Origin of the sequence: Clostridium manihotivorum, from assembly GCF_004015185.1 — a bacterium.
Taxonomy (GTDB): Bacteria; Bacillota; Clostridia; order Clostridiales; family Clostridiaceae; genus Clostridium_AR; species Clostridium_AR manihotivorum.
In genome coordinates, this window is sequence record NZ_CP025746.1 from 5,751,225 (window position 1) to 5,776,415 (window position 25,191).

The following is a 25,191-nucleotide window of genomic DNA, read 5'->3' on the forward strand; positions in this document are numbered from 1 at the left end:
ATCAAATATTTCTCCATTTATATTGAATTATTAACATATTCTTTTGCACCCTTATAAGATATAACTCTCCCTGGTATCCCTACCACAACGGCATCATCAGCAACTGATTTATTCAGAACACAATTTGTGCCTACAGCCACGTTATTACCTACAGTAATTCCTCCAATAATCTTCGATCCTGGAGCCATATAAACATTGTCACCAATAATAGGAAACTCCTTAATACCATCTTTAATAACCATACCTACTGTACACCCTTGTGAGATAGTCATATTTTTACCAACTTTTTTAGGCGCTAAAACAATATTAGATATATGAAAAATTAGTAAGCCTGGTCCTATGTCAGCATTATATGAAATGTCATATCCGTATTTATACTTATAATGTTTAAAAAACACTAACGCTACTGGGAATATAGTGTACTTCGTATAGATTTTTTTCTTAGCGAAACAGCATATTCTTAACCAAACAGAGAATCTGAAGCCTTCAGCAGTTAAATATTGTTTTATAAAATCCTTTATTCTTGTATTTCCACAATACCTATACAAATCTGCCTTGATAAAATCACAACACCCCACTTATGATCTCATCTCCTAAGTTATAGAAATATACCTTATCCCATATATATGCTTCATATAATTTGGCTGCTGCTTCTGTTGTAAATCCTCTTCTCTGTAGAGAAATTATCCTAGTTTCTTTATCTGGTATATTTACCTTTGACATTTCAATTATCGCTTTAATCCATACATCTATTTCCTCCTCTAACGACAAGTACTTGACCAAGCCTAAGTGCATATCTACTTCATCTGTTATTGATGATGATATTACAGTTGGCACTCCAGCTGCTTGGCTCTCTATAGTAACTGTAGGTAATCCCTCAAAGTGCGATGGCAATACTGTTATGTCTATAATATTCAATAGCCTATTAACATCCTCACGTCTACCTAAAAATCTGGTTACATCTTCACATTTATTCTTACTTATTTCTGCCTCTATACGTTCCTTCTCTTTCCCAACTCCTATAAATAACCATACAAATTTAATATTTAGTTCTTTCATTCTCTTAATAATATTCACCATAAAATCATGATTCTTTTGATACCCAAACTGTCCTATGTGAGCAATAACTAAAGAATTTTCCCCAATATTGAGAGAACTTTTAATTTCTACTTTTTCTTCTTCCCCTATATCGCTTATAAATTTATCAACATTTATGCTATTTGGTATATGCATTACCTTTCCCTTACTTACAACAGAATTTCCAAAGATGTATTGAGACGCTAACTTACTACAAGATGCCAGCCTATTTGCAGATACTCTTGTTATTAGCCTAGATACCACCATCTTTAATTTGTTATACCAAAATTCACTTCCTTTATCTGCTGTAGCATGTCCATGTATAATAATATTTTTAATTCCACATATTCTTGCTAATATAGAAAAGTACATTCCTTTAAATCCAATTATATGGATATGGACAGCATAATACGGTTCGTTGCTATTTAGAATTGAGCAATATTCTTTAATACTCCTAAATAATGTTCTAATCCTTATCTTTCTTAAAGTAAATAACCTTCCGCTTTTCTTTACGATTTCTTCAGCAAAATCCTCACTATAATGAGAAAAGCTTACAACATCAATTATAACTTTATTAGTGTCTATTGAGTTTACTAGATTTCTAACTGTTGAGGATATGCCTCCCCCAAACCCAGGAATAACGTGTAACACTCTTCTGGGCTTCTCATTAATACCACTCATTTGCTCTTCTCCTAATATACTTTCAAAAATTTCATTATGTCTTTCAGCCATAGACTCGATGGTATATTTTTGTGCCACATTTAAACTTGCAAAACTTACCTTTTCATTCATTCCTACCATGAATTCTCTTATAGCTGCAAAAAGCTGTTTTTCATCATCGCTATTAACTAATGCTCCGTTTTCTTGTTCATGAACCATTTCTATTCCTGCTACACACTTATCCGTTGTAATAACAGGTAATCCATAAGCCATAGCCTCGTTTACAACTAGCCCCCAAATATCTTCCCTAGTTGGCAGTACAAAAAGATCGGCAGACTTGTAGTATTCCGCTAACTGTGTTTTTTCCATGAAATCTACAAAATGAACATTAGTAAGCTTCATTTCTTTTTGCATATTGATATACTCTTCTGTAGGCTTACCTCCAACAATATATACACCTATGGATTTATCCAAATTCATACAGGCTTTTAGTAAGATATCATACCCTTTACGGTAAATAAACTGACCAACAGAAATGATAACCTTATTTTCTGCAATATTTAATTTTTTTCTTAATGAACCTTTTTCATAATTTGTTACAGGCTCATTTAAAACATCTTTTTCACTAATGGATGTAAATGGATATGTATACACCCTATTAATATCAGCACCATAATGAACTAGATAATCATTAGTGGTTTTTCCTGTACTAAGCCATGCTTGAGCAGAGCCAATAAAATACTTTTTAATATTGTAGATAACTCTTCTCTCCTGTTTTATCAATCCACCATCAGAACTAATGATGTACGGTATTCTCTTATGCTTCATATATAATTGTGCTATCATCTGAGAAACGGTTGAATATACTCCTATTATGATAAAATCATAGTTATTTTTCTTAATACTGCTTATTACTCCAAATGAAATACGTTTATCCCTTATCTTAAAGCCCTTTAAAAAGATAGGGGTAAAATGCTCAAAATTTGTTTCCATCCAACTCTTTTCTCTATAGCTTACATTGTCTAACTCAAATATAACTGTTAAGTCACATAGTTTTCCAAGTTCATTAAAAAATTGAACTTTATATGGTGCAGGTACAGTTGTTACATATAAAACTTTCATACTATCACCCTTATTTAGATTGCAAATGTATATAGTAATTTTTTATATCTTCTTGACAATTAATTTTTCTCAACACATACTCTCTATTTTTACAAGTTAATTCTCTAAACTCTTTATCATCAATATCTACTAATCTACCTATAATATCTCTAAACCCATCTTTATTAGAAAGGCTTTCAATAAATCCTCCATTTCCATCACAATCATCCCAAGGAGTTACCCCCTTACTAAGTATCATCAAACAGTTATTCATCATTGCCTCAACTATAACATGTCCATAGTTTTCTCCTAAGGTTGGGAAAAAAAATGCATGATACTTCTCAAATATATGTGGAACCTCACTATGTGAAACTTCTCCTTTATAGGATACTTTAACATTTTCAGGTAGTTCTTTTATAATATTTTCACATTCCTGCCAATAAGCTTTGTCCTCCATAGGACCGTATATATCAAAAATAACATTCCCTATCTTTACTTTCTTAAGAACCTCTAGTGCAAATTTAATATTTTTCTTAGGAAATATTCGTGAAACAAACACTAGCCTCAATTCACCAGTTCTTTTATGTATTGCTGGCTCCCTAACTTCAAACTTAGCTGGTAGGTTTGGTACAACAAAAACATCTGCCTTTGGAAACCTCTTTTTTATATCTTTTTCTTCTAGCTTACTAGTAGCATGCCATCTTACGTTTCTGTACAAACCAATAAGCCTACAAAGTAATATATAGGTGTACTTCTTTATTTTCTTATTTTCACAACCTCCAGTAAAATCACCTCTTGGCGTAAGAATTATATTGACTTTTCTTAATCTACCTAATCTTCTTAATATAAGAGGCTTTATTGTAAATATTGGAGAAAAGAAACCATTAAGGTAAATACTATCAAACTCAGTCTCATTTAGAAGTTTTCTAAATCCACCTAATGTCTGCATTTCAGGACTCATATAAAAAACTTTCGCTTGTCCAACGCAGTTCCATTGATTAATTTTAATATTCTCATATGGTTTATCTGATTTATAATCCCTATCAGCTGTTAGTACTAAAAACTCAAACTTTTCCGCAAGATTTTCAACCATATTCAAACATGACTGTATTGGGCCACCGCCTTTATAGCCCGGAATATATTGTCCATTTAATATCAATACTTTTTTCTTCATCTTATCTCCTTAATCAACTATTTTAAATCTCCTGGTTCATTTAATGTTATATTAAACTTACTACACTCAAAGAGTTTAGAGTCTACTAAAAATCTATACCAATAGGCCTGAAGAAAATGATATATCTTGCCCTCTTTTCCATCTAAGAAACCTAATCTTAAATAATATCTATATATGAAATAAATATGAGCTCTAAAAAAAAGCGGTAATTTATAATATCCTCTATTTTTAATAACCCTTTTTCTAAAGGCTTGAGCACTATTTAACCCATTGTTAGATAGCTCTTCCTTATCATCTTTATTTGATACTTTTAATTGATAATCTAAGACTTCTCTATTAGAGTACCAATTATGTTTATGTGTCCACCATTCCAAACTTTTATTATTGTTATCAATAATATCATTATCGAATGTGGTAAGTTCTCCCTCTAATATTACAATGTGCTCATCCATAAGCTTTTGCTCACACTTTCCGAATCCAGTTCTAAAGATTCTTAAAAGTAGTTCTGGATACTTACCTCCATGTTTAATCCATCTTCCCATAAAATAAACTCTTCTTTTCAATACGATTCCCTTTATAGTATCTTCAACTAATGGTAGCTTGCTTACCATTTCCTCTACTAATTCGGGTGTTACCTCCTCATCAGCATCCATACGCATTGTCCAACTTGTAGTAATCTCAGTATTATTGAATGCCCAATTTAGTTGAGTCGCATGATCAATAAATTTATTTTCATAGAAACCTATCTCATTAGTTTTACCTAACTTTTCACATAATAGCTTTGTCCCATCAGTACTATAGCTATCTACAATAACAAATCTCTTGGCAATACCTCTAAAGGATTCAATGCATTTACATAAGTTTTCTTCTTCATTTTTAGTTAGTATTACTACTGTTAGATCTAACATACTTATACAACCTCATTTATTTATATTTTCCGATCTAAATTATATCTAAATATTAATTGTAATTTTCATTAAACCAATCATAAGCGACTTTCAGACCATCTCTTAAATTGACACTATGTCTCCAGCCAAGCTCACGCAGTTTACTTACATCACAAAGCTTTCTAGGTGTCCCATCTGGCATTGAACTATTAAACACAACATTTCCTTCATACCCAACAACTTCTTTAACTATTTGAGCAAGCTCACCAATACTTAACTCTTCACCTGTACCAATATTTACATGCTGTAGTCCATCATAGTTTTCCATTAGGAATACGCATCCATCTGCCATATCATCTACATATAAAAACTCTCTTAGTGGCTTTCCTGTTCCCCAAACTTCTACATTAGGAGCATTATTTACTTTAGCTTCGTGGAATTTTCTTATGAGTGCAGGTAACACATGAGAATTGTTTAAATCAAAGTTATCATTAGGTCCATAAAGATTTGTAGGCATACAGCTTATGAAGTTATCTCCATATTGCTTTTTATAAAACTTACACATTTCAAGTCCTGCTATCTTAGCAATGGCATAAGCCTCATTAGTTTCTTCAAGAGAGTCTGTTAGTAGGTATTCTTCTTTTATTGGTTGGGGTGCCATCTTGGGATATATACATGTACTCCCTAGAAAAAGAAGCTTTTTCACCTTATAGTCATGAGCAGCTTTTATGATATTGCTTTCAATCATTAGGTTTTCATATATGAAGTCAGCTGGATAGGTGTTATTAGCATTTATTCCACCTACCTTGGCAGCTGCTAGGAAAACATATTCTGGTTTTTCTCTCTGGAAAAACTCTCTTACTTCTGCTTGGTTAGTCAAATCAAGTTCTTGATGAGTTCTATATATTAGGTTGTTATAGCCCTTTTTCTTAAGATTTCTTACTATGGCTGATCCTACTAGTCCTCTATGTCCTGCTACATATATCTTGCTATCTTTATTCAATCAAATCTCCTCCTATCAATAAATATGCTTATATTACACTTGTAGAATTTTTTCTTTATATCTCTCAATTGACTGTTCTTTTTTTAGATTGGCTTCTAAGAATCTTCTTCCTAGAATCCCAGTTGCTTTTATATCTAACCTTCCTTCTATAATATCTAGTAAGGCTTCATATATCCCTTCATAATCACCAGGATCTATACATATACCACAATTGGCTTCTTCGATTATTCTTCTAGCTTCAGAACCATGTTCTAGTACACCTAATACACTTTTACCTGCTGCCATTACTCCATACAACTTACTAGGTACTGAAACTCCCTTTATTCCTTTTGCATTTATAACCCAGTGAACATCCGCAGCATTTAGAGAATAGTTTAAGTCAGCCTTATCTTGATAAGGTATAAAGACAACATTATCTAATCCATTACCTTCAGCATAACTCACGAGCTTGTCTTTAACAGATCCATCACCTACAAAAGCAAAAATGACCTGATTATTTTCTTTAAATCGGTCTGCTATTTTAATTATGTTTTCAAGATCATAGTAAAGTCCCAGATTACCGGAGTACATAATTGTAAGCTTATTAGTAAGGTTATATTTTTTCTTAAAATCTACTACATTAGAGTTGTACTGATCTAATGGAAAAATCTCCTGTTCATCTATCCAGTTATTAATTATGGCTACATCCTTTATATTTTTTTTGCTTAGTCTCTTTATTAAGGTTTCCTCCATGTCTCTTCCAACAAGAATGATTTGAGAGGCACTCTTGCAACTTATACAATCAACTTTTTTTGCAAGCTTTAATATGAACTTATTTTTTGAATACCCTACAGCTTCAGTCTGCTCAGGATTGAAGTCTTGAATATTATATATAAGTTTAGCTCTTTTTAGTTTGCTGCCAATAACACCCAACACCCCACCTTGTATAATCTAGTTGTAACATTTGATAGAAAACTATTTATCTTTCTAACGAACATTACACTTCTTATTATTTTTAATATTCTTATTTATTACTTTGCCTACGCCCCGATAGGGATTATGCATTTCATATCTTAAATAGTTTTTTATTTAAATTCCAAAAGGAATCTAACCAAATTTAATATAGTTTAGTATAATACTCCTGAATAGAAGATAGATGTACCCCTCCTGGGAGGTCTTTTAGAACCTATACCCGTAAATTAGCGTATCGTTCCATCAGGTAGAATTCTATGTTTAGCTGGTTGGGTTTCCATTCTGGAATTACCCGTGTCACAAACAAGGTTATAAGCTATCTGATAGAGTGGAAGTTCTATTCTATCTCTAAAATTTAATTAAAAGGAGATATATACAATGTCTAAATTTTTTTATAGTCCTGTAGTAGGAATTGATGTTTCAGCTGATTTTTCATATGTTGCGATACTCGCTCCGAATGGTGATATCCATAAGAAACCCTTTAAGATAAAACATGACCTCAATGGTTTCGACCACTTAGTTAATGAAATAAAAAAAGTGGAAGAAGAGTTTAACATGAAAACGGCAATTTTCATGGAGTCCACTGGTGTGTACCACTTATCTCTTTTCCACTATCTTAATAATAATTTTGATAACACATTTGTTATCAATCCACTCGTTACTAAGTCTAACAAAAATGGAGACATAAGAAAAGTGAAAAATGATAAAAAAGACTCTTTATCTATTGCAACAATAGGGAAAATTTCAAAATATTAAGCTATCTCAAAAGCTTGATCTTGATGTTTTCCTTCTGAAAAATCTTGTAAGAGAATATTATAAACTTACAGATACTTGCTCTACTTTTAAGAAAAAATTATCTGCTGATTTAAGAGTTATTTTTCCGGATATAATACTATATTTTCAAAATTCTAACTCTAAAAGTTCACTTGAGCTTTTAAGTCAATATCCAACGCCACAATCAATTTTAGATGCACCTAAGGAAGATATAATTACAATTTTCCTTACCAACTCTAAAAAAGGCATTGCATGGGCCGAAAATATATATTCTAAATTGACTAATGCTGCTAAAGAAGCTAAAATCATTGGCTTACCGTTAGACGGTTTAGCCGTCAAAATAGATAGTACTATAACTTTAATAAAGACTATTGAATCAGAAATAAATACTATATTAGAGCAAATTAATACGTTTATAAATTCTGAAACATTTCCTAATTCAATTAGAGATAATATTAACTTAATTGATTCAATTCCGGTGTATAGGACGCTTAACAGCTATTACCTTAATAGCTGAAATAGGTGATATTGATGGCTTTCTTAAACCAAAACACCTTGTTGCTTTCTTTGGTATTGATAGTTCAGTTAATGAGTCAGGTAACTTTAAGGGCGATAATAAAAAATTTCAAAAAGAGGAACTCGTTTCGGTCGAAGAGCATTATATGCTGTTGCATTAGCATCTATTCGTAACAATCGTAATGGAATTCCTATAAACAAAGTTCTATTAGACTATTATCAAATAAATATGAAAGGTAAAAAGCCTAAAATCGCCTTAATAGCTATAATGCATAAGATTATAAATTATATTTTTGCTGTTCTCCGAAATCAAACTCCGTTTGAGCAAAGAGATCCTAAAATACATAAACAAATGTTTTTAGAAAATAATTCTTTAAACAAGGTCGCTTAACTATATTCCAATTTTTGTAACCGTTCGTGTTTTAAAACGGTTTGTTTGCTATACCCTTTTTTTCGAAAAATATTTTTTTATAAATTTACTTGACTATTATTAGCTGGTCTAATATAGGTGGCTGAGATATAGTAAATACATAATCCTGCTTACTTAACTTAGTAGTAGCCAAGATAGAGTTAAAGAAGTAAGCCATTATATTTTTTATCCTGCTTATTTTATTTCCCTTATGAAACTCAGGAACTCTAACCCTTATTATTGACATCCCTTTATAATCTTCATAAAAAAATCTTTTCCTCTTGTATTGATCTTCAATCTTTCCCCCATAACTTGGCACAACACATATAACAGTGATATCAAACTCACTACTTAAGCCTTCCGTTAGCTCAGTGAGTATTTGTGCTGTCGAAGCTACATCTGGGTAGTAATAGTGTGCATATATAAGTAGCTTCTTTTTCATACTTCCCTCCTCATTCCTTGATGTAAATATAATTAATAATTTTCATGCATTGTATAAATTTTATATAACTTTCTGTTATTTGTCAATATTTTACATTAGTATTATTTTATGTAAATTAAGTAATTTTATTGTTTACACCTTGACCAATATATATTATTATTAAATTACATATTTTTACAATAAAGTTTATAGTTTAAGAGGTGTTTTATTTATGGAACTAAAGGATTTTCTATCTATCATCAAAAAGAGATTGTGGTTTTTAATCTTAGTGACAGTATTGGTAACTGGTGTTACCTACGGAATAACAAAGCTTTATCTTCAGCCACAATACAGGGCATCTACCTTGCTAATAATTGGAGATGAGAATCTTTCATCAAATCAGAAGCCTAGTATGAATGACTTAAATCTATACCAGGACTTAGCTGAAACCTATGCTCAGTTTGCCTCTACGAGGAAAGTAGCTACAGATGTTATGAATTCTCTTAATTTAAAGATATCAGCAGGTGAAGTACAGTCAATGATATCAGCAACAACTTCTAAAGACTCTAGGTTTCTAACAATAACAGTAATGTCTTCAGATAAAACTCTTGTAGCTCCTATGGCAAATCAGGTTGTTACTTCACTGAAAAACGTCACTAAAGATTTAGTACAGCCAGATTCCTTACATGTTATAGACGAGGCTCAAGATCCTTCATCAGCCTTTTCTCCAAATACAAGACTTAACTTAACTGTTGCATTCGTCATAGGAATAATGCTTTCAATTGTAATAATATTCTTACATGAATATATTGATAGTACAGTAAAAGATGAAGATGAATTGTCAAAGTTGCTTGGTGCACCAGTGTTAGGTATAATTCCAAGCTCTACTAAATAGGAGGTATTTATTTATGGCATTAAAATCAAAAAATAAACATGTAAAACTAACTAAACTAGATACAGAAGCCTTCAGTGCACTTAGAGCTAACATACAATATTCTTATTTAAATAATTCAATAAAATCAATAGTGGTTACTTCATCAAACTCTGGAGAGGGAAAAAGTACAGTAGCATGCAACCTTGCTACCTCCTTCTCCCAAAGTAATAAAAAAGTATTATTGCTAGACTGTGATTTCAGAAATCCAAGTATTCATAAACATTTCAATTTGACCAATACCATTGGATTATCTGATATACTTTTAGGCAAGTATAAGCTTCAGGATTGTGTACAGGAATGCGAACCAAGACATCTATATGTGCTAACTAGTGGCAATACCCCTAACAATCCTTCTCAACTGCTTTCTAGCAACATAATGTTGGACCTTATATCTGAGCTAAAGGAAAACTTTGACTTAATAATCTTAGATACACCACCTATTCTACGCTTTGCAGATAGTCAGATTCTTTCAGCCATCAATGACGGAACTATAATAGTTTCAAAGTATGGAAAAACAAATAAGCAGTCCATAATAAAGTGTAAAGAAATAGTGGACAAAGTTAATGGCAGGATTATAGGTTCTATAATTAATGATGTGCCTAAGAAAGTTTCTTCTACTTACTACAAAAATTACGATAAAATTAAAGCATTCTAATATTAAAAAACTGACTATGAGTTTATAACTTGTAGTCAGTTTTATATTTTAATCATACTTTCCTTAAATTGAGGCAAATTAATAGTGTAGAAGAAGTATTTTTTCCGTCCTACACTACAAGATTTGATACTATATTTTTAAGCTTAAAGTCTTAACTACTCTAGCTGGATTACCTGCTACTACAGTATTGTCAGGGAACTTTCCTGAAACTACACTGCCTGCACCAATAACACAATTGTCACCAATCTCACTACCTTTAAGTATTATTGAGTTACACCCTATGAAAACATTAGTTCCAATCTTAATTGGTCTACTGTCTATACTATCCACATCATTCTCTCTTCTCTTTTCTGGATCAATTGGGTGGAAATCGTTATCTAGTATTTTAACATTGCCTCCAATATTGGTATAACTACCTATTTCAATTCTATTTCTACTATATATAGTAGCTCCAGAAATACCAACATTATCTCCTATTTCAATTATTCCTTCAGCTCTTGCAACAATTATGGTTCTTTGAAATAAACCCACTAGGTTTGATAAAAAATCACTCTTTATAGTACAATTACTTCCTATATTTAACCTTGCGTTTTTTTGCTTAAATATAACAGGAAGACCTATTAAGCTTAAGTTTTTACCGTAAATAACTTTATTCATTCTTAAAAGTATCTTATAATAATTTGTTTTTAGCTTAAGCAATCTAACACCTACCTATAATTAATAATAAGTATACAAACTAACCTTATACTTTATTGACCCATAAGACTTAACTTTAGATTCAAAAAGTATAAGGTGTTAACTTTAGTCTTTATAAGACTTCACAGCCTAATATTAATGAATTACTTTCTTAATATATACCAGTTTATTTGGCTGCTGCTACCTCTCTCTCAGCAAGATAATCCTCTATGCTCTTGCCTGCTATTTCCTTCATATCTCCATCTACCATCATTCTTACAAGCTCTCTAAAGGAAACATTTCTCTTCCATCCAAGCTCACTCTCAGCCTTTCTAGCATCTCCCCATAGAAGCTCAACCTCTGCTGGTCTAAAATATCTAGGATTAACATCAACTAGTACCTTACCTGTAGCCTTGTCTATTCCTTTTTCCTCAACACCGCTACCTGTCCATTCTATATCTATACCTACTTCATTAAAGGAAAGCTCTACAAACTCTCTTACAGTATGAGTTTCATTTGTAGCTATAACATAGTCTTGAGGTTTTTCTTGTTGAAGCATAAGCCACATAGCTCTTACATAGTCTCCAGCAAAGCCCCAGTCTCTCTTAGAATCAAGATTTCCTAAAGATAATTTTTCCTGCTTTCCAGCCATTATAGATGCAACTGCTCTTGTTATCTTTCTAGTTACAAAAGTCTCTCCTCTTCTTGGAGATTCATGGTTAAATAGCACTCCATTACAAGCATAAAGATTATAGGACTCTCTATAGTTCACAGTTATCCAGTAAGAATAAAGCTTAGCTACTCCATAAGGACTCTTAGGATAGAATGGTGTTTTTTCACTTTGAGGAGCAGTATGAGGAAGTCCTCCGAAAAGCTCTGAAGTTGAGGCTTGATAGAATCTGCAGTTAATTCCTGTTTCTCTAATAGCATCTAATAATCTTATAGTTCCTACTCCTGTAGCTTCAGCAGTGTACTCTGGAACCTCAAAGGATACTGCTACGTGGGACTGTGCTGCTAAGTTATAAATTTCATTTGGCTTAATCTTTTCTATGAGTCTATTTAAATTACTTGAATCTGTAAGATCTCCATAATGAAGAAAAAGCTTCTTTCCACCTATCTCAGGATTTTCATATAAATGATCTATCCTTCCTGTATTTATGGTGCTATGTCTTCTTATTATTCCATGTACCTCATAACCCTTTTCTAGTAATAACTCTGTTAAATAAGATCCATCCTGTCCTGTAATTCCTGTAATCAATGCTCTTTTTACCATAACAATAAATCCCCCTACCCTATCTTTTCTTTCAATACTTTTATTTCATTCATTTTTTCTTTTTTAGTTACAACTATTAATTCATCAGTTTCAATGTAGAAAAGATCTTCAAGTCCATAAAAAACTATTGGCTTTTTATGTCCTATACCGATGTTATTAGTCGAATCAACTATTCTTATATTTTCATCACAAATATTATGATTTTTATCTTTTTCTCTATATCTCTCTAAGGAATTCCAACTCCCCACATCATCCCATCCAAAGGTGCATGGGATAACCTTTATAGAATTACACTTTTCAAGTATTCCGTAGTCTATGGATGTTGCCTCTGTTTTACTGTAGTTTTCACTAACATATCCACTTATTAAATCTTCACTAATATGTTTTAAACCTCTAAGTGCTTCATAAGTAGCTTCCATATGTTCCTTAATAAGCTCTAATATTAATTTTGTTTTCCAAAGGAACATACCTCCATTCCAAAGGTAGTTACCAGCTTTTAAATACTGCTCCGCCTTCTCTTGGTTAGGCTTTTCAACGAAAGCATCTACCCCTACTACTTCATTATCATTGACTCTTGTTACTTCCTCTGAAACTCTTATATATCCATACCCTGTTTCAGCCCTATCAGGAGTCATACCTAAGGTTAAAATCTCATTATTGTGATAATTTAGATACAGATTACCATCACTGATAACCTCTAAAAACTTCTTCTCATCCTTTATCAGCTGATCTGATGGTAGCACTACCATAGTAGAATCCTTATAGTAGCGTTCTATTATAAAGGAAGAAAGAGCTATACATGGAGCTGTGTTCCTTCCTTCTGGCTCTACGATTATATTTCTTTCAAGTATCTCTGGAAGCTGCTCTTTTACCAAAGACACATATCTTTCTCCAGTACATATAAAAATTCGCTCTAATGGAATAAGTGGTTTTATCCTATTTACAGTCATCTGAATCATTGTTTCATCACCTAACAGGTTCAAAAACTGCTTAGGCTTATCTTCGGTAGAAAGTGGCCAAAAGCGTGTTCCTTTTCCACCAGCCATAATAAGTGCACATAGCATAGCGTTTTCCTCCATATTATTAAGCTATTATATCTTTTCTTCCTACAGAATAATATTCAACCCCTGCATCTACAGCTTCATCTAAGTCATAGCAATTTCTTCCGTCATATATAACAGGTTTATTCATAAGTTCCTTATATCTTTTTAGGTTAACTTGCTTTATTTCATCCCATTCAGTAAATACAAAGGCAACATCAGCATCCCTAATAGCATCCTCTGGTGCTGATACATACTCTATGTCCTTAGGATATATTCTTTTAAAATTGTCAACTCCCACAGGATCATAAGCTCTAACCTCAGCACCTTCTTCAATTAATCTTCTTACATTAGGTATTGAAGGAGATTCTCTCAAATCATCTGTACCAGGCTTAAAGGTAAGCCCAAGTACAGCCACTTTTAGCCCTTTAAGAGAGTCAAACCTCTGTATTGCTTTTCTAATCATTCTAAATTTTTGATTTTCATTTACTTCTATTGAAGCCTTAACAGTCTTCAGTTCATAGCCATGATCTGCAGCAAGCCAGTGAAGGGCCTTTGTATCCTTTGGAAAACATGAACCTCCATAGCCTATACCAGCCTTTAAGAACTTATTGCCTATTCTATCGTCATAAGACATGCCAGTTGCAACATCCTCAATATCTGCGCCAACAACCTCACAGAGATTGGCAATCTCATTAATAAAAGATATTTTTAATGCTAAGAAATCATTAGATGCATATTTAATCATTTCTGCACTTCTTCTATTGGTTACAACTAGAGGTTGATTGAACCTCTCATATACTTCTCTAAGAATACCCTCAGCCTCCTTAGATTCTACCCCAATAACTATTCTCTTAGCCCTCAAGGTATCTTTAACAGCGGTTCCCTGAGATAGAAACTCTGGATTAGAGGCAACTTCAACCTTTACCTTTTCCTTCAGATTTTCTAATATATATTCTTCTATCTTGTCATTTGTTCCTATAGGAACTGTTGATTTTACAACTACTAAGCAGTCTTTCTCTAGACTTTCAGCTATCTGCTTTGCAACACCATAAACATACTGTAGATTAGCCGAGCCATCCTCTCTCTCAGGAGTTCCAACCCCTATGAATATCACGTCTGCATCCTTGTATGCATTCTTATAGTCAGTTGTAAAGTCTAGTCTACCTGCCTCAAAGTTTTCTTTTAGAAGTTGGTCTAAACCAGGCTCATATATAGGTGATATGCCTTTTTTCATCTTTTCAACCTTATTCTCATCTATGTCCACACAGGTCACCTTGTGACCCACATGTGATAAGCAAGCTCCTGTTACTAAACCTACATATCCTGTTCCAGCAACTACTATTTTCATAACTTCATTCCCCCTCATCTTGCATTATCATCACCAAATAAAACTCTTATAGTCTTAAAAATAAGTTTTATATCAATCCAAAGATTTCTTTCTCTCACATATTTAATATCAAGTTTCATCCAGTCCTTAAAATCAATATTATTTCTACCAGATACCTGCCAGTAGCATGTAAGTCCTGGCTTAACAACTAATCTCTCAAGCATCCAGCCTTCAAAATATTTAACTTCTTTAGGAAGACTAGGTCTTGGACCTACTAGACTCATCTCTCCTTTAAATATATTTAATAGTTGAGGAAGTTCATCTATGCTTGTTCTTCTGATAAAGCGTCCAACTCTAGTTATTCTAGGATCATCTTTCATCTTAAACATTGGACCACTCATCTCGTTCTTCTCTTTTAACTTTTCCTTTAGTTCCTCTGCATTAGTAACCATTGATCTAAACTTATACATTTCAAATTCACGACCATCTTGTCCAACTCTCTTTTGTTTAAAAAGTATCGGTCCTTTGCTTTCAAATTTTATGAACAAGGACACAACAATTAATATGGGGCTAGTTATTATAAGACCAAAAATAGCACCTAACAAATCAATAACTCTCTTTAATATCAGATAAAGAGTTTTTGGTTTATCCTTTGTAATTTCAGTAAAAATTTCTTCATAACTTGCTGCTTCTGAAGCTTCAGACGTAAGTAGAGATTTTTCTTCCATACAAACACTCCCCGAAAGTTCGATAATTACAAAAATTTTATAAAGTTATTTATAAACAATTCATAAAGCAACTAATAACTAGACTCTTTGCAAGTTACTAAATAAAAAAATTCATTGTTTTAAGATTAAAAAATAATAATATTCCTAATGGTCTTTAAATATAGCAATTAAATAAAGGCCACATTTATACTTTTTTTTGCTTTATGAATTTTTTATTACAAATAATTCCATATAAAAATTCTATTCCACTTTTTGGAAATTTTCTTCCATAAGAAGTATACTTTATTTCAGCTTAAAGTAGTAAAAGGGATGGTACTTTAGTACCATACACCTTCCTTAAACCTAGTAATTTCAATCTATTACATTTTTTCCATGTCACTACAGTAAAAAATATTTAGCATTTTCTTAACAGTAATCGTTATATATTTATATTTTGTTAAATAAACTATTTTAGATATACTTACCAATAACCAAATGTGCTTCATTTCTTAACAAAGGTGTTATTAACTTTTAATCTACTCACTAAAAAAACGTTTAAGTGAACTTATTTTCGGATATTCCTTTTCTTAACACATGTTAAAAAATTCTGGCAAGTGGCATAATTTTATTTTTTACTGTTTACCCTAAACATCTACTCCAAAGCATTGATATTGTTAGATTCAGCCAAGAAAAAATTATATTGCCTATATATACAGTAAAAAAGAACCACCAAAGTGAATCCCTCCAGTAGTTCTTTTCTCATCATTAATTTACTCAGTATTTACCCCTAATTTATCTTACTTTTTATGTATGCCTAAAAAGCTATCTCAGTTGCTCAGATTTACTTGCTTTAGATAACCAAAATTTCTATATTTCTATGCATAGTAATAAGGTAGATTTCTCTACCTCTATTATCCTAATGTATTGCAATAATAATGCTTAACTTACCTTTCATACTCATTATACAAAAAGCAAATTACTTCAGCTCTATTTCGAAACCCTAACTTATTCAATATATTAGAAACATATTTTTTTACAGTACTCTCAGAAATAAAAAGCTTAGAAGCTATTTGGGCATTGCTTAAACCCTTGCCAACTGCATCAATAACTTCTTTTTCCCTATCAGAAAGTTCTAAAAGCTTGTCCTCTTTATTATTATTTATAGTCTTAACTACTTGAGAATCATAATATTTTCTGTCTCTTAATACACTGTTTAAAGCAAAAATTACATCCTCAGCCAAAGCATCCTTCATAACATATCCACTAACGCCCAATTCCTCACATTTATTAAAATCATTTTTGGTTATAGCAGCAGTGAATACTAGGAACTTTGCTTCTCTTAATATATCCTTTGCTTTAAACATAAGATCAATCCCACTCTCATAGTATAAGTCTATATCAAGTATAATAACCTGTGGCTTTTCCTTCTTTATTATATTTAAGGACTCATCAACACTTGATGACTCATGTATAATATAATCTGGATAATAACTTGAAATTATAGATCTTAGCCCACTTCTAATCATAGGCTGCTTATCAACTAGAAGCAGTTTCATCCTCATGTCCCCCCTTGAATAAATACATATATGCTGCGATGGAGTGGTTTCACTACTAGCTCCCCATACTCAAAGTGACCAAATAAAGAGTATAGCTCTACGCTTCCATAGATTAGACACATAAATTTGCATAACAATATTTTACAACTACTTCCATAATATGTAAAATACTTTTTTCTTTTATATTTTTATATTTTCAAACAAATAAAAACATTTTATTACATATAATATTGCAAAAAACATAAAAAAGAAGTGATATATCCTAAAACTTATTAGGTTTATATCACTTCTATTTATTATTTATTGAACCATTTTTATTTGTAAAATCTAATTGTCAAGTATGATTTAAGAATCATTTTTACAACAATATCTATATTTTTGATTTTTGCTTTTCGGCTTATCTGGAATAGTATACTCTATAAGCCCTTCATTCAAAAGTCTTTCAATAGATTTTTTCAAATTTCCATTTATGGTTTTATACCCTAGAGCTGCAGCAATTTCTTTTTTTGACATTTCATCATTATACAATAACTGAAGTATTCTTTTCTCAGTACTATTCATATTTAAATTTATTAATTTCATTTGATTTATATGTCTTTTAAAGTCTTGGGCCTCATCTTGGGCCTCATCTTGGGCCTCATCTTGAGCTATAAAATATGGATTAACATAAAGCTTAACTAAAAAATATGTCCTTTCATCATCGGTTTCAAATACTGGCCGATCTGATTTATTTATTTTCATAGATTTTATTATTTTAGGAAGTCCTGTTGATCTTCCTTCTGTAAGCTTTAACTCCTTTAAGAACTCACCAATCCTTCTATTTCTATATCTACGTGCTATAACTTCACCTTTATCAATATCTGATTTTCGTATTGATTTATCTGGCCCTGGGTAGCTTACAATTACTATCTTTTCTTTATCTATTCTTAATTCTATTGGATTACGTTCTTCATAGCTTCTATGGTATACAGCATTAACAATTGACTCTTCAATAGCAGAATAAGGGTAGTTAAAAACTCTTATTGCTTCTGCCTTATCAGGTAATTTTATAACTTTCTCTTTTATTATAGAATTTTTTATATATTTGAGAACATTTCTTATTTGCTCATGAATAGGTCCTGTAAATATTTTTTCTATAAAACTATCATCAGCTGAACTATCTAAAAAATGGACCAATTCAATTTGACTCATTGGTATAAACCTTTGCGGCTCATCATTGAACATTAATATACCTATGTTCTTGGGCCTTATAAATTCTTGACCACCCTCAATTATATTTATTTGTCTACCTAATAAATCTATGGAAATATCTGATGCCCTATCATATAAGTCACTCTTTACATCGTGTAAATATTCTTTAATTAAAGATATTCTTAAATCTGAAACTTCAGAATTAAAACTAATTCTATCATCAAAAGGTATATTACCAGCTAAGTTATACAATTCTTTCTCTTCATCTTCTTTAGCCTGAACAGTATTTGAGTATCTTCTAACATAAAACTTATATTCTTTTTGTTTTGAATAAAAATCCTTTGGGGCTTTATACGGCCTATTTTGTCCTCCTGGTGCCCATAAAACAATAATATATTTATCATTATATCTAACTGGTTCAACTATAGGAAAATATGTTGGCTTAAGTAAATTACAGTAATTCAATAGTTCTTTTTGTATCCTATCTATCGACTCTTCATTTACTCCACATGGTGGTAATATGGGTTTTCCATTGTTTTCTTCAACACCTATAATTACATACCCACATCCCCAATTATTTATGTCATTAGCAAATGCTTATACTGTATGCATAACTTCATTAGGATTCCATCCAGTTTTAAACTCTATTCGCTCCCATTCAACTGTAGTTCCATCAAATAACTGTTAAATATTTATAGGCAATGCCATATTTTCACCCACTTCTATTACAATATAGTATAATTTTTTATATACTATATTGTAATCTATAAAAAACATTGTTGTATAACATTTTTTTTTAAGATACATAAATAATATTAACCAATAATCAATTCGAATCCTGTTTCTTCCATAAATTCTTCCTTACAAGCTTTAGTGACTACTTCATTATTAATTTCTGCTACAAGCTTAACAAACTTCGTATCTGTAAAAACGCTAGGATTCTTAAGTAAAGCTATATCATACTTCCTGCATATCTCTTTTGCAAGCCTTATAATTTCATTTTGATTAGGATTTTTTCCTACAACTATATCCCAGTTTGTCAGTAGCTCTAACTCTTTTATTTTCTCAATATATCTGATGCCTACTTCATAGGTTATAAAGCTAAGCTCTATATATTTAACTCCATTTTCTTGTTTTAAGCTTTTTCTATATATTTTGTGTTTAGCCTCTAGAAAACTGTCATCTATTAGTGCCATAGTTTTATTTTGTTCAAGCTTATTAGCTCTATCTTTTAGCTCTAGTTCAGCAGTACCAATCGATACTCCGTCTGCTTTTAATATAAGTTTATTTCCTGTTAATTCATAAAATTTCTCCTGAATTTTATTAAAACTTTCTATAACTTTATTTGTTTCTATAACAAAGGTCTTTTGTTCTTTATGATAAGATACCTTAGTTAGTGAAGTATTTTCTGGAAGTAAGGAATATATTACGGCTTCAGCTTCTAAGGTATTGCAGTTAGCATTAAGCTCTATCCTCCAACCTGTACTTTTCTCAACTTCCTCAAAATCTGCTTTGTAAAGCTCTTTTGCTTTATCTGGAAAGTTAAAGTATAAAAGCACTATTTTTTCATCATACTTTGCTCCTCTTTTATATAAACCTGTTGATGCTGGAAAAATTTTATCTACGTATTCAAACATAGCATTCATCTCTAAAGGAAGTTCTGTAGCTTCAGTTATTTCCTTTTCTTCTACAGGATGATATAAAAATAATTTTCTGCTATTCACTTCAAAATATGGTGTAGCATTAAGTATGTCTCTGAAGGCTTTTATATCTTCCTCTGGATATTCATTTTTCCCATTCCATATGTAAAATAGTTCTTCTATTAAATAGCCTTTTTCTATACCATAGTTTTTATATAAGTAATCGTAAAGTCTTTCAATATTGTCTAGTGATAATTTCTCTGTCATATTTAATGATGGAATATCTTCTTTTAGATTTATCTGCTTCCTTGGGTTTTGTATAAAAAATTCAAAGCTTTCTCCTCCCACAGGAGTATATATTTGTGACCATATCTCTTCATTTATATATTTTGCTAAGCTTTCAATTATTGTTTTATCTCCGTGTACTAAGAATATCTTTTTAGGTGTAGTTTTATTTATGATACCTAAAATTTCTCCTTTATCTGAATGGGCTGACAGACCGTATTTTCCCACTTCACACTTTAATGGCACTGATCTTCCATTGAGACTGATAACCCTATCTCTTTCAGTATCTTCTAATACTTCAATTATGGCTCTGCCTGGAGCCTCTTCATCTTGATAGCCTGTTATAGCTATATAGTTCTGTTCATTAGCTGCAAACTTTTCAGCATACTCAGCACTTGGCCCTCCGGTCAACATTCCTGAGCTTGATATGACACACAAAGGTTCCGAAGTATCTAGAATTTCTTTTCTTATGTCTTTGTTATCTACAGGAACTATATTATCATCATAAAAGATATCAGTACCTTTCAAAACCTTTTTCATAAGTTCTTCTCTAAGATAATTAGGATTTTGCTTATATACTCTATTGACATCCTTTACCATACCATCAACATATATTTTGAATTTAGGCAATTGTCCCTTATTCATAGCTTTTTTCAATATAAGAATAACCTCCTGAGCTCTTCCAAGAGCAAAGGCTGGTATCAATATCTTACCTTTTCTACTTATAACCTCTCTTACAGTATCAACTAATCTATCCTCTTCTATCTGTCTATTGGCATGAAGTTTATCTCCATAAGTTGACTCGGTTATAACCACATCTGGTCTAAGCTTTGGCACCATGGTACCAGCTACAGTTCTTTGAGGAGTTCCTGATATATCCCCAGTATAAAGCAAGGTTCCTTCTTTACCCTTAATGTAGATCATAACTGCACCAGCAATATGACCTGCTATATAAAAAGTAACTTCAATATCATTATCATTAAAAGGCCTAAAGGTAAACTGGGGGGAATAGCAAATACTTCTATCTAGCATATCAAGTACATGCTTCTCTGCATAAATAGGTATCTCACCTTCATTGTTGTTCATAAGCTTTAAGCTATCATAAAGTAGCACCCTTATTAAATCCTTTGTCATATGAGTCATATAAAGCCTTGCATCTGGGTACTCTCTGCTTATTATCGGAAGAGCTCCTGTATGATCTAAGTGTGCATGACTCACTATGATGCAGTCTACACCGCCTTGCTTCTGAATTTGAGAAAAGTCAGGTAATTGATCTTTTCCTCCCTTAGGTCTAATACCGCAATCCAAAAGTATATTTTTATTATCTATATTTACTAAAATACAACTAGCACCAACCTCTGAGGCGCCTCCACAAAAATTTATCTTCATTTGTCCACCTGTCCACTAATTTTTTATTAAATTATAATTAAATATATTATGTTTTAACTTGCCTATATTTACGAAATACCACTTATACTATAATATGCTATTTATATAGAATGAAATCTTTTTAGTTCTTTATATATATTCCGAAATTATCTTCATAAAGCTTTCTATATCTTTTAGATGATTTATTATTATATCATAGACCACCTCTCTATCTAGTCTTACATAGTCATGCACTAAAATATTTCTAAAACCAGCCATGTTGGATAAATTACTACTTAGGGTTCTATCTATAATATTATTATCGCATAGTATTTGAAATATCTCTCTATTGCTTTCTGGCCTTCTAAATCTCATGTCAGCTATAACATGATTAGATATATCTAATACACATTCTATGGATAAGTGTAAAAACCTTTCAGTAGCGCCATATATAAAAGGATCTCCTAGATATTCTTCCTTAGAATGTTTTTTTATATTATTTAAAAAATCTATATACTCTTTAAGCTTATTTAATCTAGTTATAACTATTTCTCTCTTTACCAATATAACTATACCTCCATATTCCTAATATCTTCAAGTAATTGATCATCGTAGTATTTTATAAAATATTTATAATCAAAATATTCTCTTATTGATAAAGATTCAAAAGAAATTCTTTCTTCATGATCCTTTATTACGATGCCATCTTTTATTATCTCATATTTTAATACTGGCGCATCTATATTTAGAAACACTACATCGCATTCCCTTTTGAATATTGATTTACCTATCTCGATTAAATTTCCTCTTAATAAAGTATCTTCAAGCTTGCCTAAGCTGTATTTAGGCATTATTGCTATATCAATATCACTGTTTTTATTATTTTCTTTTCTTGCATAAGAACCAAAAAGGTACGCAAACTTTATATCGCAAAGCTTTTCTGCTTCTATTAAAAATTTATCAAGCATAACTTGTATATTATTCATAAAATTACTCCTGGGTATAATTAAATTAAAGAATTTAATTATGATAATTCTTTAATTTAATTATATCATATACCCTATTTACAATTAAGTTTATAACTACCTAATTATATTCTAAATGTATCTTGTTCTGAAAGCCTTCGCCTTGGAGAATTACGAAGGTCTTAGGTACATATATATATACTAACTTTTCATTTCCTTTTACTTCACTTGTTTCTCCTACAAACCATTTATCTACAGGTCCATGTTTAGATACATCTGTATCTATGTCTTTATCTGCATAAGGAAAATAATTCTTAGCAGACTTATCTACCCAAAAGAACACACGAAAATGAGGAAGGTAATCATTGCCAATTATATAATCATAAGATGGCTCTCCCCTCTTTTCATTTAATATGCCTCCATTAATAGCTATATCAGAAGCATCACTTGATGCTGTGTTTGCTTTAACATTTATAAAAGTATATAAGCATAAAGTGTTAAGTACTAATAAGCTTATAAGAAAAGCTATCTTTTTATTTATTGTCATTAAGGACACACCTTTCTAAATCAGAAATTCCATACAAAAAGTATTGACTTATTTTACTTCTAATATTCCATTGGCACATGGGGACGGAGCTTTTGTCCCACCTCATAGTACAACTTATATTTGGTGATGGAAGTAGAACCTCTTTGTAAACTATATTTATATGTAATGCACATATAATAGTGCTTTATCAATCTAAAACTTCTCTTAAACCCGCATGTTTCCAATAAATTCTTAACTTCTTTACTTTTTATAAAGCTTTATTCTTTAGAAGGTAAGAAGTTAACTTCTTACATTCTAATATTCTTTAAAATTTTACTTTTTAACTTCTTAAAAACTTAACAATTTAAAAAAGCTAAAAATATGTTCAAAGAACATATAACTTCTATGAATAGGTTTTATGTATTAATTTTGTTTAACGGAGGTAGGGACATGAAAAGAAAAAACAAGTTGCCTTCAACCTTTATATCCAAAGATGATCTTGGCTATGAAGACGATGAGGAAATAACAGGATTGTGTGAGGTAACTACTGATGATCCAAATCAAATTGTGATTTCAAATTTTGATTTTAGTAATTGTTCTAATAAAGATGATCAAGCACAAGTTATAAACTCTGCTTCAAATGACCTTATAGATATTTCTACAAACAAACCCAACAATGATATTACTTCAATACAACTACAAGGTATATCAACCATGGATAATAGAACTACCAAGTCCGCTCCTAATGGAATAACTCCTCCCATAGATGGTGAATTCTTTACCATAAAAAGAACTTATACCTTAAGAAAATCTACAATTAAAATGCTAAACCATATAAAGGCTTTAGATGATGATATAAATGTATATATGAACACCTTAGTGGACGCTGCTATTAGACACTATTATAAGCATATTACAGGGGAGGGCGGTTCTGAACCACATCACTAAGTATTGCTTTGGAAGTTATATGTTACCCATAACATAAATCACCATTGGTTAACTTATTATAGATTATATGTTGTATTTAATTTATAGGTACCATTTATCAAAATTTAGTTTATAAACATTCGATAATATCTGCTTATGTGGATTATCAGACATGTACAAATTAATAGTTGAAGTTGTTTACCTATAGGTAGTAACATAGTTATAATAAACTTACTATATACTTATCTATGAAAGAAAGGACTAACTATGCTATATATTATAAAATTTATTACAAACCTACTACTTCCACCTAGTTGTTTCATTATTCTTTTAATAGTATCCGCTATAATCCAATATAGAGGAAAAAAGAAAGTATCCAAACTTACAATATTAGTTTCAGTACTTATATATATAAGTTCCATCCAGCTTACATCAAATTTATTACTGCATCCACTGGAGTATAAATTCTTACTACCTAATAAAATAGATGGAGATGTGATAGTTATGCTAGGTGGTGGTGCTACCCTTGACACTCCTGACTTTAGCGGAAAAGCAAACCTTTCTGGACATGCAGCTAATCGCTTACTGACTGCTGCTCGTATATACAATAAGACAAAACTTCCTATAATAGTGTCCGGTGGTAAGGTATTTGAAAATACAGGAACAGAAGCTGAGATAGCTAAACGTCAGCTTTTAGACCTTGGAGTGGCTGAAAAAGATATAATTGTGGAAAATAAGAGCCTCAATACAACAGAAAATGCGTTATATACAAAAAAGCTAATGGAAGAAAATAACCTATCAAGACCAATACTCATAACATCAGCCTTCCATATGGAACGGTCAATGATGAATTTTGATAACGCCCATGTGAAAAACCTTGTGGCTTACCCTTGTGATTATTCTACTAATACTAGATTAAGTTTAAGCATTAATACTTTTGTTCCTAATTATGATAGTATAAATGCTGTTGGAACTGCATTAAAGGAGTATCTTGGCATATTCCAACTTTGGATTAAGAAAATATTTTAACCTTTAGTAAAAAGCACTAAAGTAGACTTCTTTAGTGTTTTTTCGCATCTAGATTTTCTCAACGTATGTGAAAAAATCCTGGTAGTCGACTAAAGTTTCTTTTTTTACTGTTTACAC

22 protein-coding genes, 2 pseudogenes and 1 riboswitch are annotated in these 25,191 nt (G+C 31.4%); of the genes and pseudogenes, 5 read left to right on the forward strand and 19 right to left on the reverse strand.

Features of this window, described 5'->3' with window-relative positions:
- Nucleotides 1-17 precede the first annotated feature (17 nt).
- From C1I91_RS29280 to C1I91_RS25570, 6 genes are read right to left on the reverse strand one after another with little or no spacing between them, the layout of a single operon-like run.
- Nucleotides 18-578, reverse strand: coding sequence for a serine O-acetyltransferase (locus C1I91_RS29280; protein WP_128215446.1), 561 nt, complete (start codon nt 576-578; stop codon nt 18-20).
- Complete coding sequence (locus tag C1I91_RS25550) at nt 565-2,859, reverse strand: glycosyltransferase family 4 protein (RefSeq protein ID WP_128215447.1); 2,295 nt, start codon at nt 2,857-2,859, stop codon at nt 565-567. The genes C1I91_RS29280 and C1I91_RS25550 overlap by 14 nt, the downstream gene beginning before the upstream one ends.
- Nucleotides 2,860-2,869: 10 nt before the next feature.
- On the reverse strand, nt 2,870-4,012 hold the full coding sequence (locus C1I91_RS25555; RefSeq protein ID WP_128215448.1) for a glycosyltransferase family 4 protein: 1,143 nt from the start codon (nt 4,010-4,012) through the stop codon (nt 2,870-2,872).
- 17 nt (nt 4,013-4,029) lie between these two features.
- A complete protein-coding gene (locus tag C1I91_RS25560; protein ID WP_128215449.1) occupies nt 4,030-4,920 on the reverse strand; it encodes a glycosyltransferase family 2 protein in 891 nt (296 codons plus the stop codon).
- 52 nt (nt 4,921-4,972) lie between these two features.
- Nucleotides 4,973-5,902, reverse strand: coding sequence for a GDP-L-fucose synthase (fcl, locus tag C1I91_RS25565; RefSeq protein WP_128215450.1), 930 nt, complete (start codon nt 5,900-5,902; stop codon nt 4,973-4,975).
- 33 nt (nt 5,903-5,935) lie between these two features.
- Nucleotides 5,936-6,814, reverse strand: a complete 879-nt coding sequence (locus C1I91_RS25570) for a glycosyltransferase family 4 protein (protein ID WP_238475895.1) — start codon at nt 6,812-6,814, stop codon at nt 5,936-5,938.
- A 417-nt stretch (nt 6,815-7,231) separates the two neighbouring features.
- On the opposite strand from C1I91_RS25570, the pseudogene C1I91_RS25575 reads away from it, so the two are divergent.
- Nucleotides 7,232-8,534, forward strand: a pseudogene (locus tag C1I91_RS25575) (IS110 family RNA-guided transposase).
- An 85-nt stretch (nt 8,535-8,619) separates the two neighbouring features.
- Here the strand turns inward: C1I91_RS25575 and C1I91_RS25580 are convergent.
- The gene (locus tag C1I91_RS25580; RefSeq protein WP_128215452.1) at nt 8,620-8,994 is read right to left on the reverse strand and encodes a glycosyltransferase family protein; all 375 of its coding nucleotides are present in this window, start codon (nt 8,992-8,994) and stop codon (nt 8,620-8,622) included.
- A 211-nt stretch (nt 8,995-9,205) separates the two neighbouring features.
- Between C1I91_RS25580 and C1I91_RS25585 the strand changes: the two genes are divergently transcribed.
- Both C1I91_RS25585 and C1I91_RS25590 read left to right on the forward strand, forming a co-directional pair.
- Nucleotides 9,206-9,868 carry a YveK family protein gene (locus C1I91_RS25585; RefSeq protein WP_128215453.1) on the forward strand — a complete coding sequence of 221 codons (663 nt, stop codon included), beginning with the start codon at nt 9,206-9,208 and terminating at the stop codon, nt 9,866-9,868.
- Between the two features lie 13 nt (nt 9,869-9,881).
- Complete coding sequence (locus tag C1I91_RS25590; protein ID WP_128215454.1) at nt 9,882-10,562, forward strand: tyrosine-protein kinase family protein; 681 nt, start codon at nt 9,882-9,884, stop codon at nt 10,560-10,562.
- A gap of 129 nt (nt 10,563-10,691) precedes the next feature.
- Here C1I91_RS25590 and C1I91_RS25595 read toward each other — a convergent pair whose 3' ends face one another.
- From C1I91_RS25595 to C1I91_RS25645, 12 genes and pseudogenes are all read right to left on the reverse strand, one after another.
- A complete protein-coding gene (locus C1I91_RS25595) occupies nt 10,692-11,261 on the reverse strand; it encodes an acyltransferase (protein WP_238475896.1) in 570 nt (189 codons plus the stop codon).
- Nucleotides 11,262-11,424: 163 nt separating this feature from the next.
- Nucleotides 11,425-12,510: a GDP-mannose 4,6-dehydratase gene (gmd, locus tag C1I91_RS25600; RefSeq protein WP_128215455.1), complete on the reverse strand. Its 1,086-nt coding sequence runs from the start codon at nt 12,508-12,510 to the stop codon at nt 11,425-11,427.
- 14 nt (nt 12,511-12,524) lie between these two features.
- Nucleotides 12,525-13,574: a mannose-1-phosphate guanylyltransferase gene (locus tag C1I91_RS25605; protein ID WP_128215456.1), complete on the reverse strand. Its 1,050-nt coding sequence runs from the start codon at nt 13,572-13,574 to the stop codon at nt 12,525-12,527.
- Between the two features lie 19 nt (nt 13,575-13,593).
- Nucleotides 13,594-14,901, reverse strand: a complete 1,308-nt coding sequence (locus C1I91_RS25610; RefSeq protein ID WP_128215457.1) for a UDP-glucose dehydrogenase family protein — start codon at nt 14,899-14,901, stop codon at nt 13,594-13,596.
- A 14-nt stretch (nt 14,902-14,915) separates the two neighbouring features.
- Complete coding sequence (locus C1I91_RS25615) at nt 14,916-15,608, reverse strand: sugar transferase (RefSeq protein WP_128215458.1); 693 nt, start codon at nt 15,606-15,608, stop codon at nt 14,916-14,918.
- A 923-nt stretch (nt 15,609-16,531) separates the two neighbouring features.
- The gene (locus tag C1I91_RS25620) at nt 16,532-17,143 is read right to left on the reverse strand and encodes a response regulator transcription factor (protein WP_164880664.1); all 612 of its coding nucleotides are present in this window, start codon (nt 17,141-17,143) and stop codon (nt 16,532-16,534) included.
- Between the two features lie 31 nt (nt 17,144-17,174).
- Nucleotides 17,175-17,259, reverse strand: a riboswitch (cyclic di-GMP riboswitch).
- 229 nt (nt 17,260-17,488) lie between these two features.
- Nucleotides 17,489-18,367, reverse strand: coding sequence for a Fic family protein (locus C1I91_RS29650; protein WP_338032630.1), 879 nt, complete (start codon nt 18,365-18,367; stop codon nt 17,489-17,491).
- Nucleotides 18,368-18,619: 252 nt separating this feature from the next.
- Nucleotides 18,620-18,919: pseudogene (locus C1I91_RS29655) on the reverse strand (AlbA family DNA-binding domain-containing protein); the annotation flags it as partial.
- A 230-nt stretch (nt 18,920-19,149) separates the two neighbouring features.
- The gene (locus tag C1I91_RS25630; RefSeq protein ID WP_128215461.1) at nt 19,150-21,648 is read right to left on the reverse strand and encodes an MBL fold metallo-hydrolase; all 2,499 of its coding nucleotides are present in this window, start codon (nt 21,646-21,648) and stop codon (nt 19,150-19,152) included.
- Between the two features lie 129 nt (nt 21,649-21,777).
- Nucleotides 21,778-22,191, reverse strand: coding sequence for a type VII toxin-antitoxin system HepT family RNase toxin (hepT, locus tag C1I91_RS25635; RefSeq protein WP_128215462.1), 414 nt, complete (start codon nt 22,189-22,191; stop codon nt 21,778-21,780).
- Between the two features lie 5 nt (nt 22,192-22,196).
- On the reverse strand, nt 22,197-22,613 hold the full coding sequence (gene mntA / locus C1I91_RS25640; protein WP_128215463.1) for a type VII toxin-antitoxin system MntA family adenylyltransferase antitoxin: 417 nt from the start codon (nt 22,611-22,613) through the stop codon (nt 22,197-22,199).
- Between the two features lie 100 nt (nt 22,614-22,713).
- On the reverse strand, nt 22,714-23,139 hold the full coding sequence (locus tag C1I91_RS25645) for a hypothetical protein (protein ID WP_128215464.1): 426 nt from the start codon (nt 23,137-23,139) through the stop codon (nt 22,714-22,716).
- 429 nt (nt 23,140-23,568) lie between these two features.
- On the opposite strand from C1I91_RS25645, the gene C1I91_RS25650 reads away from it, so the two are divergent.
- Nucleotides 23,569-24,066, forward strand: a complete 498-nt coding sequence (locus C1I91_RS25650; RefSeq protein ID WP_128215465.1) for a hypothetical protein — start codon at nt 23,569-23,571, stop codon at nt 24,064-24,066.
- 246 nt (nt 24,067-24,312) lie between these two features.
- Nucleotides 24,313-25,074 carry a YdcF family protein gene (locus C1I91_RS25655; RefSeq protein ID WP_128215466.1) on the forward strand — a complete coding sequence of 254 codons (762 nt, stop codon included), beginning with the start codon at nt 24,313-24,315 and terminating at the stop codon, nt 25,072-25,074.
- The last annotated feature ends 117 nt before the right edge of the window (nt 25,075-25,191 follow it).

What these genes read in the sequence shown, in the direction of transcription:
- C1I91_RS25550 (WP_128215447.1), bottom strand. Translation starts at nt 2,859, where the DNA reads ATGAAAGTTTTATATGTAACAACTGTACCTGCACCATATAAAGTTCAA.
- C1I91_RS25555 (WP_128215448.1), bottom strand. Translation starts at nt 4,012, where the DNA reads ATGAAGAAAAAAGTATTGATATTAAATGGACAATATATTCCGGGCTAT.
- C1I91_RS25560 (WP_128215449.1), bottom strand. Translation starts at nt 4,920, where the DNA reads ATGTTAGATCTAACAGTAGTAATACTAACTAAAAATGAAGAAGAAAAC.
- C1I91_RS25580 (WP_128215452.1), bottom strand. Translation starts at nt 8,994, where the DNA reads ATGAAAAAGAAGCTACTTATATATGCACACTATTACTACCCAGATGTA.
- C1I91_RS25585 (WP_128215453.1), top strand. Translation starts at nt 9,206, where the DNA reads ATGGAACTAAAGGATTTTCTATCTATCATCAAAAAGAGATTGTGGTTT.
- C1I91_RS25590 (WP_128215454.1), top strand. Translation starts at nt 9,882, where the DNA reads ATGGCATTAAAATCAAAAAATAAACATGTAAAACTAACTAAACTAGAT.
- gmd (WP_128215455.1), bottom strand. Translation starts at nt 12,510, where the DNA reads ATGGTAAAAAGAGCATTGATTACAGGAATTACAGGACAGGATGGATCT.
- C1I91_RS25605 (WP_128215456.1), bottom strand. Translation starts at nt 13,574, where the DNA reads ATGCTATGTGCACTTATTATGGCTGGTGGAAAAGGAACACGCTTTTGG.
- C1I91_RS25610 (WP_128215457.1), bottom strand. Translation starts at nt 14,901, where the DNA reads ATGAAAATAGTAGTTGCTGGAACAGGATATGTAGGTTTAGTAACAGGA.
- C1I91_RS25615 (WP_128215458.1), bottom strand. Translation starts at nt 15,608, where the DNA reads ATGGAAGAAAAATCTCTACTTACGTCTGAAGCTTCAGAAGCAGCAAGT.
- C1I91_RS25620 (WP_164880664.1), bottom strand. Translation starts at nt 17,143, where the DNA reads ATGAAACTGCTTCTAGTTGATAAGCAGCCTATGATTAGAAGTGGGCTA.
- C1I91_RS29650 (WP_338032630.1), bottom strand. Translation starts at nt 18,367, where the DNA reads ATGTTCAATGATGAGCCGCAAAGGTTTATACCAATGAGTCAAATTGAA.
- C1I91_RS25630 (WP_128215461.1), bottom strand. Translation starts at nt 21,648, where the DNA reads ATGAAGATAAATTTTTGTGGAGGCGCCTCAGAGGTTGGTGCTAGTTGT.
- mntA (WP_128215463.1), bottom strand. Translation starts at nt 22,613, where the DNA reads ATGAATAATATACAAGTTATGCTTGATAAATTTTTAATAGAAGCAGAA.
- C1I91_RS25645 (WP_128215464.1), bottom strand. Translation starts at nt 23,139, where the DNA reads ATGACAATAAATAAAAAGATAGCTTTTCTTATAAGCTTATTAGTACTT.
- C1I91_RS25650 (WP_128215465.1), top strand. Translation starts at nt 23,569, where the DNA reads ATGAAAAGAAAAAACAAGTTGCCTTCAACCTTTATATCCAAAGATGAT.
- C1I91_RS25655 (WP_128215466.1), top strand. Translation starts at nt 24,313, where the DNA reads ATGCTATATATTATAAAATTTATTACAAACCTACTACTTCCACCTAGT.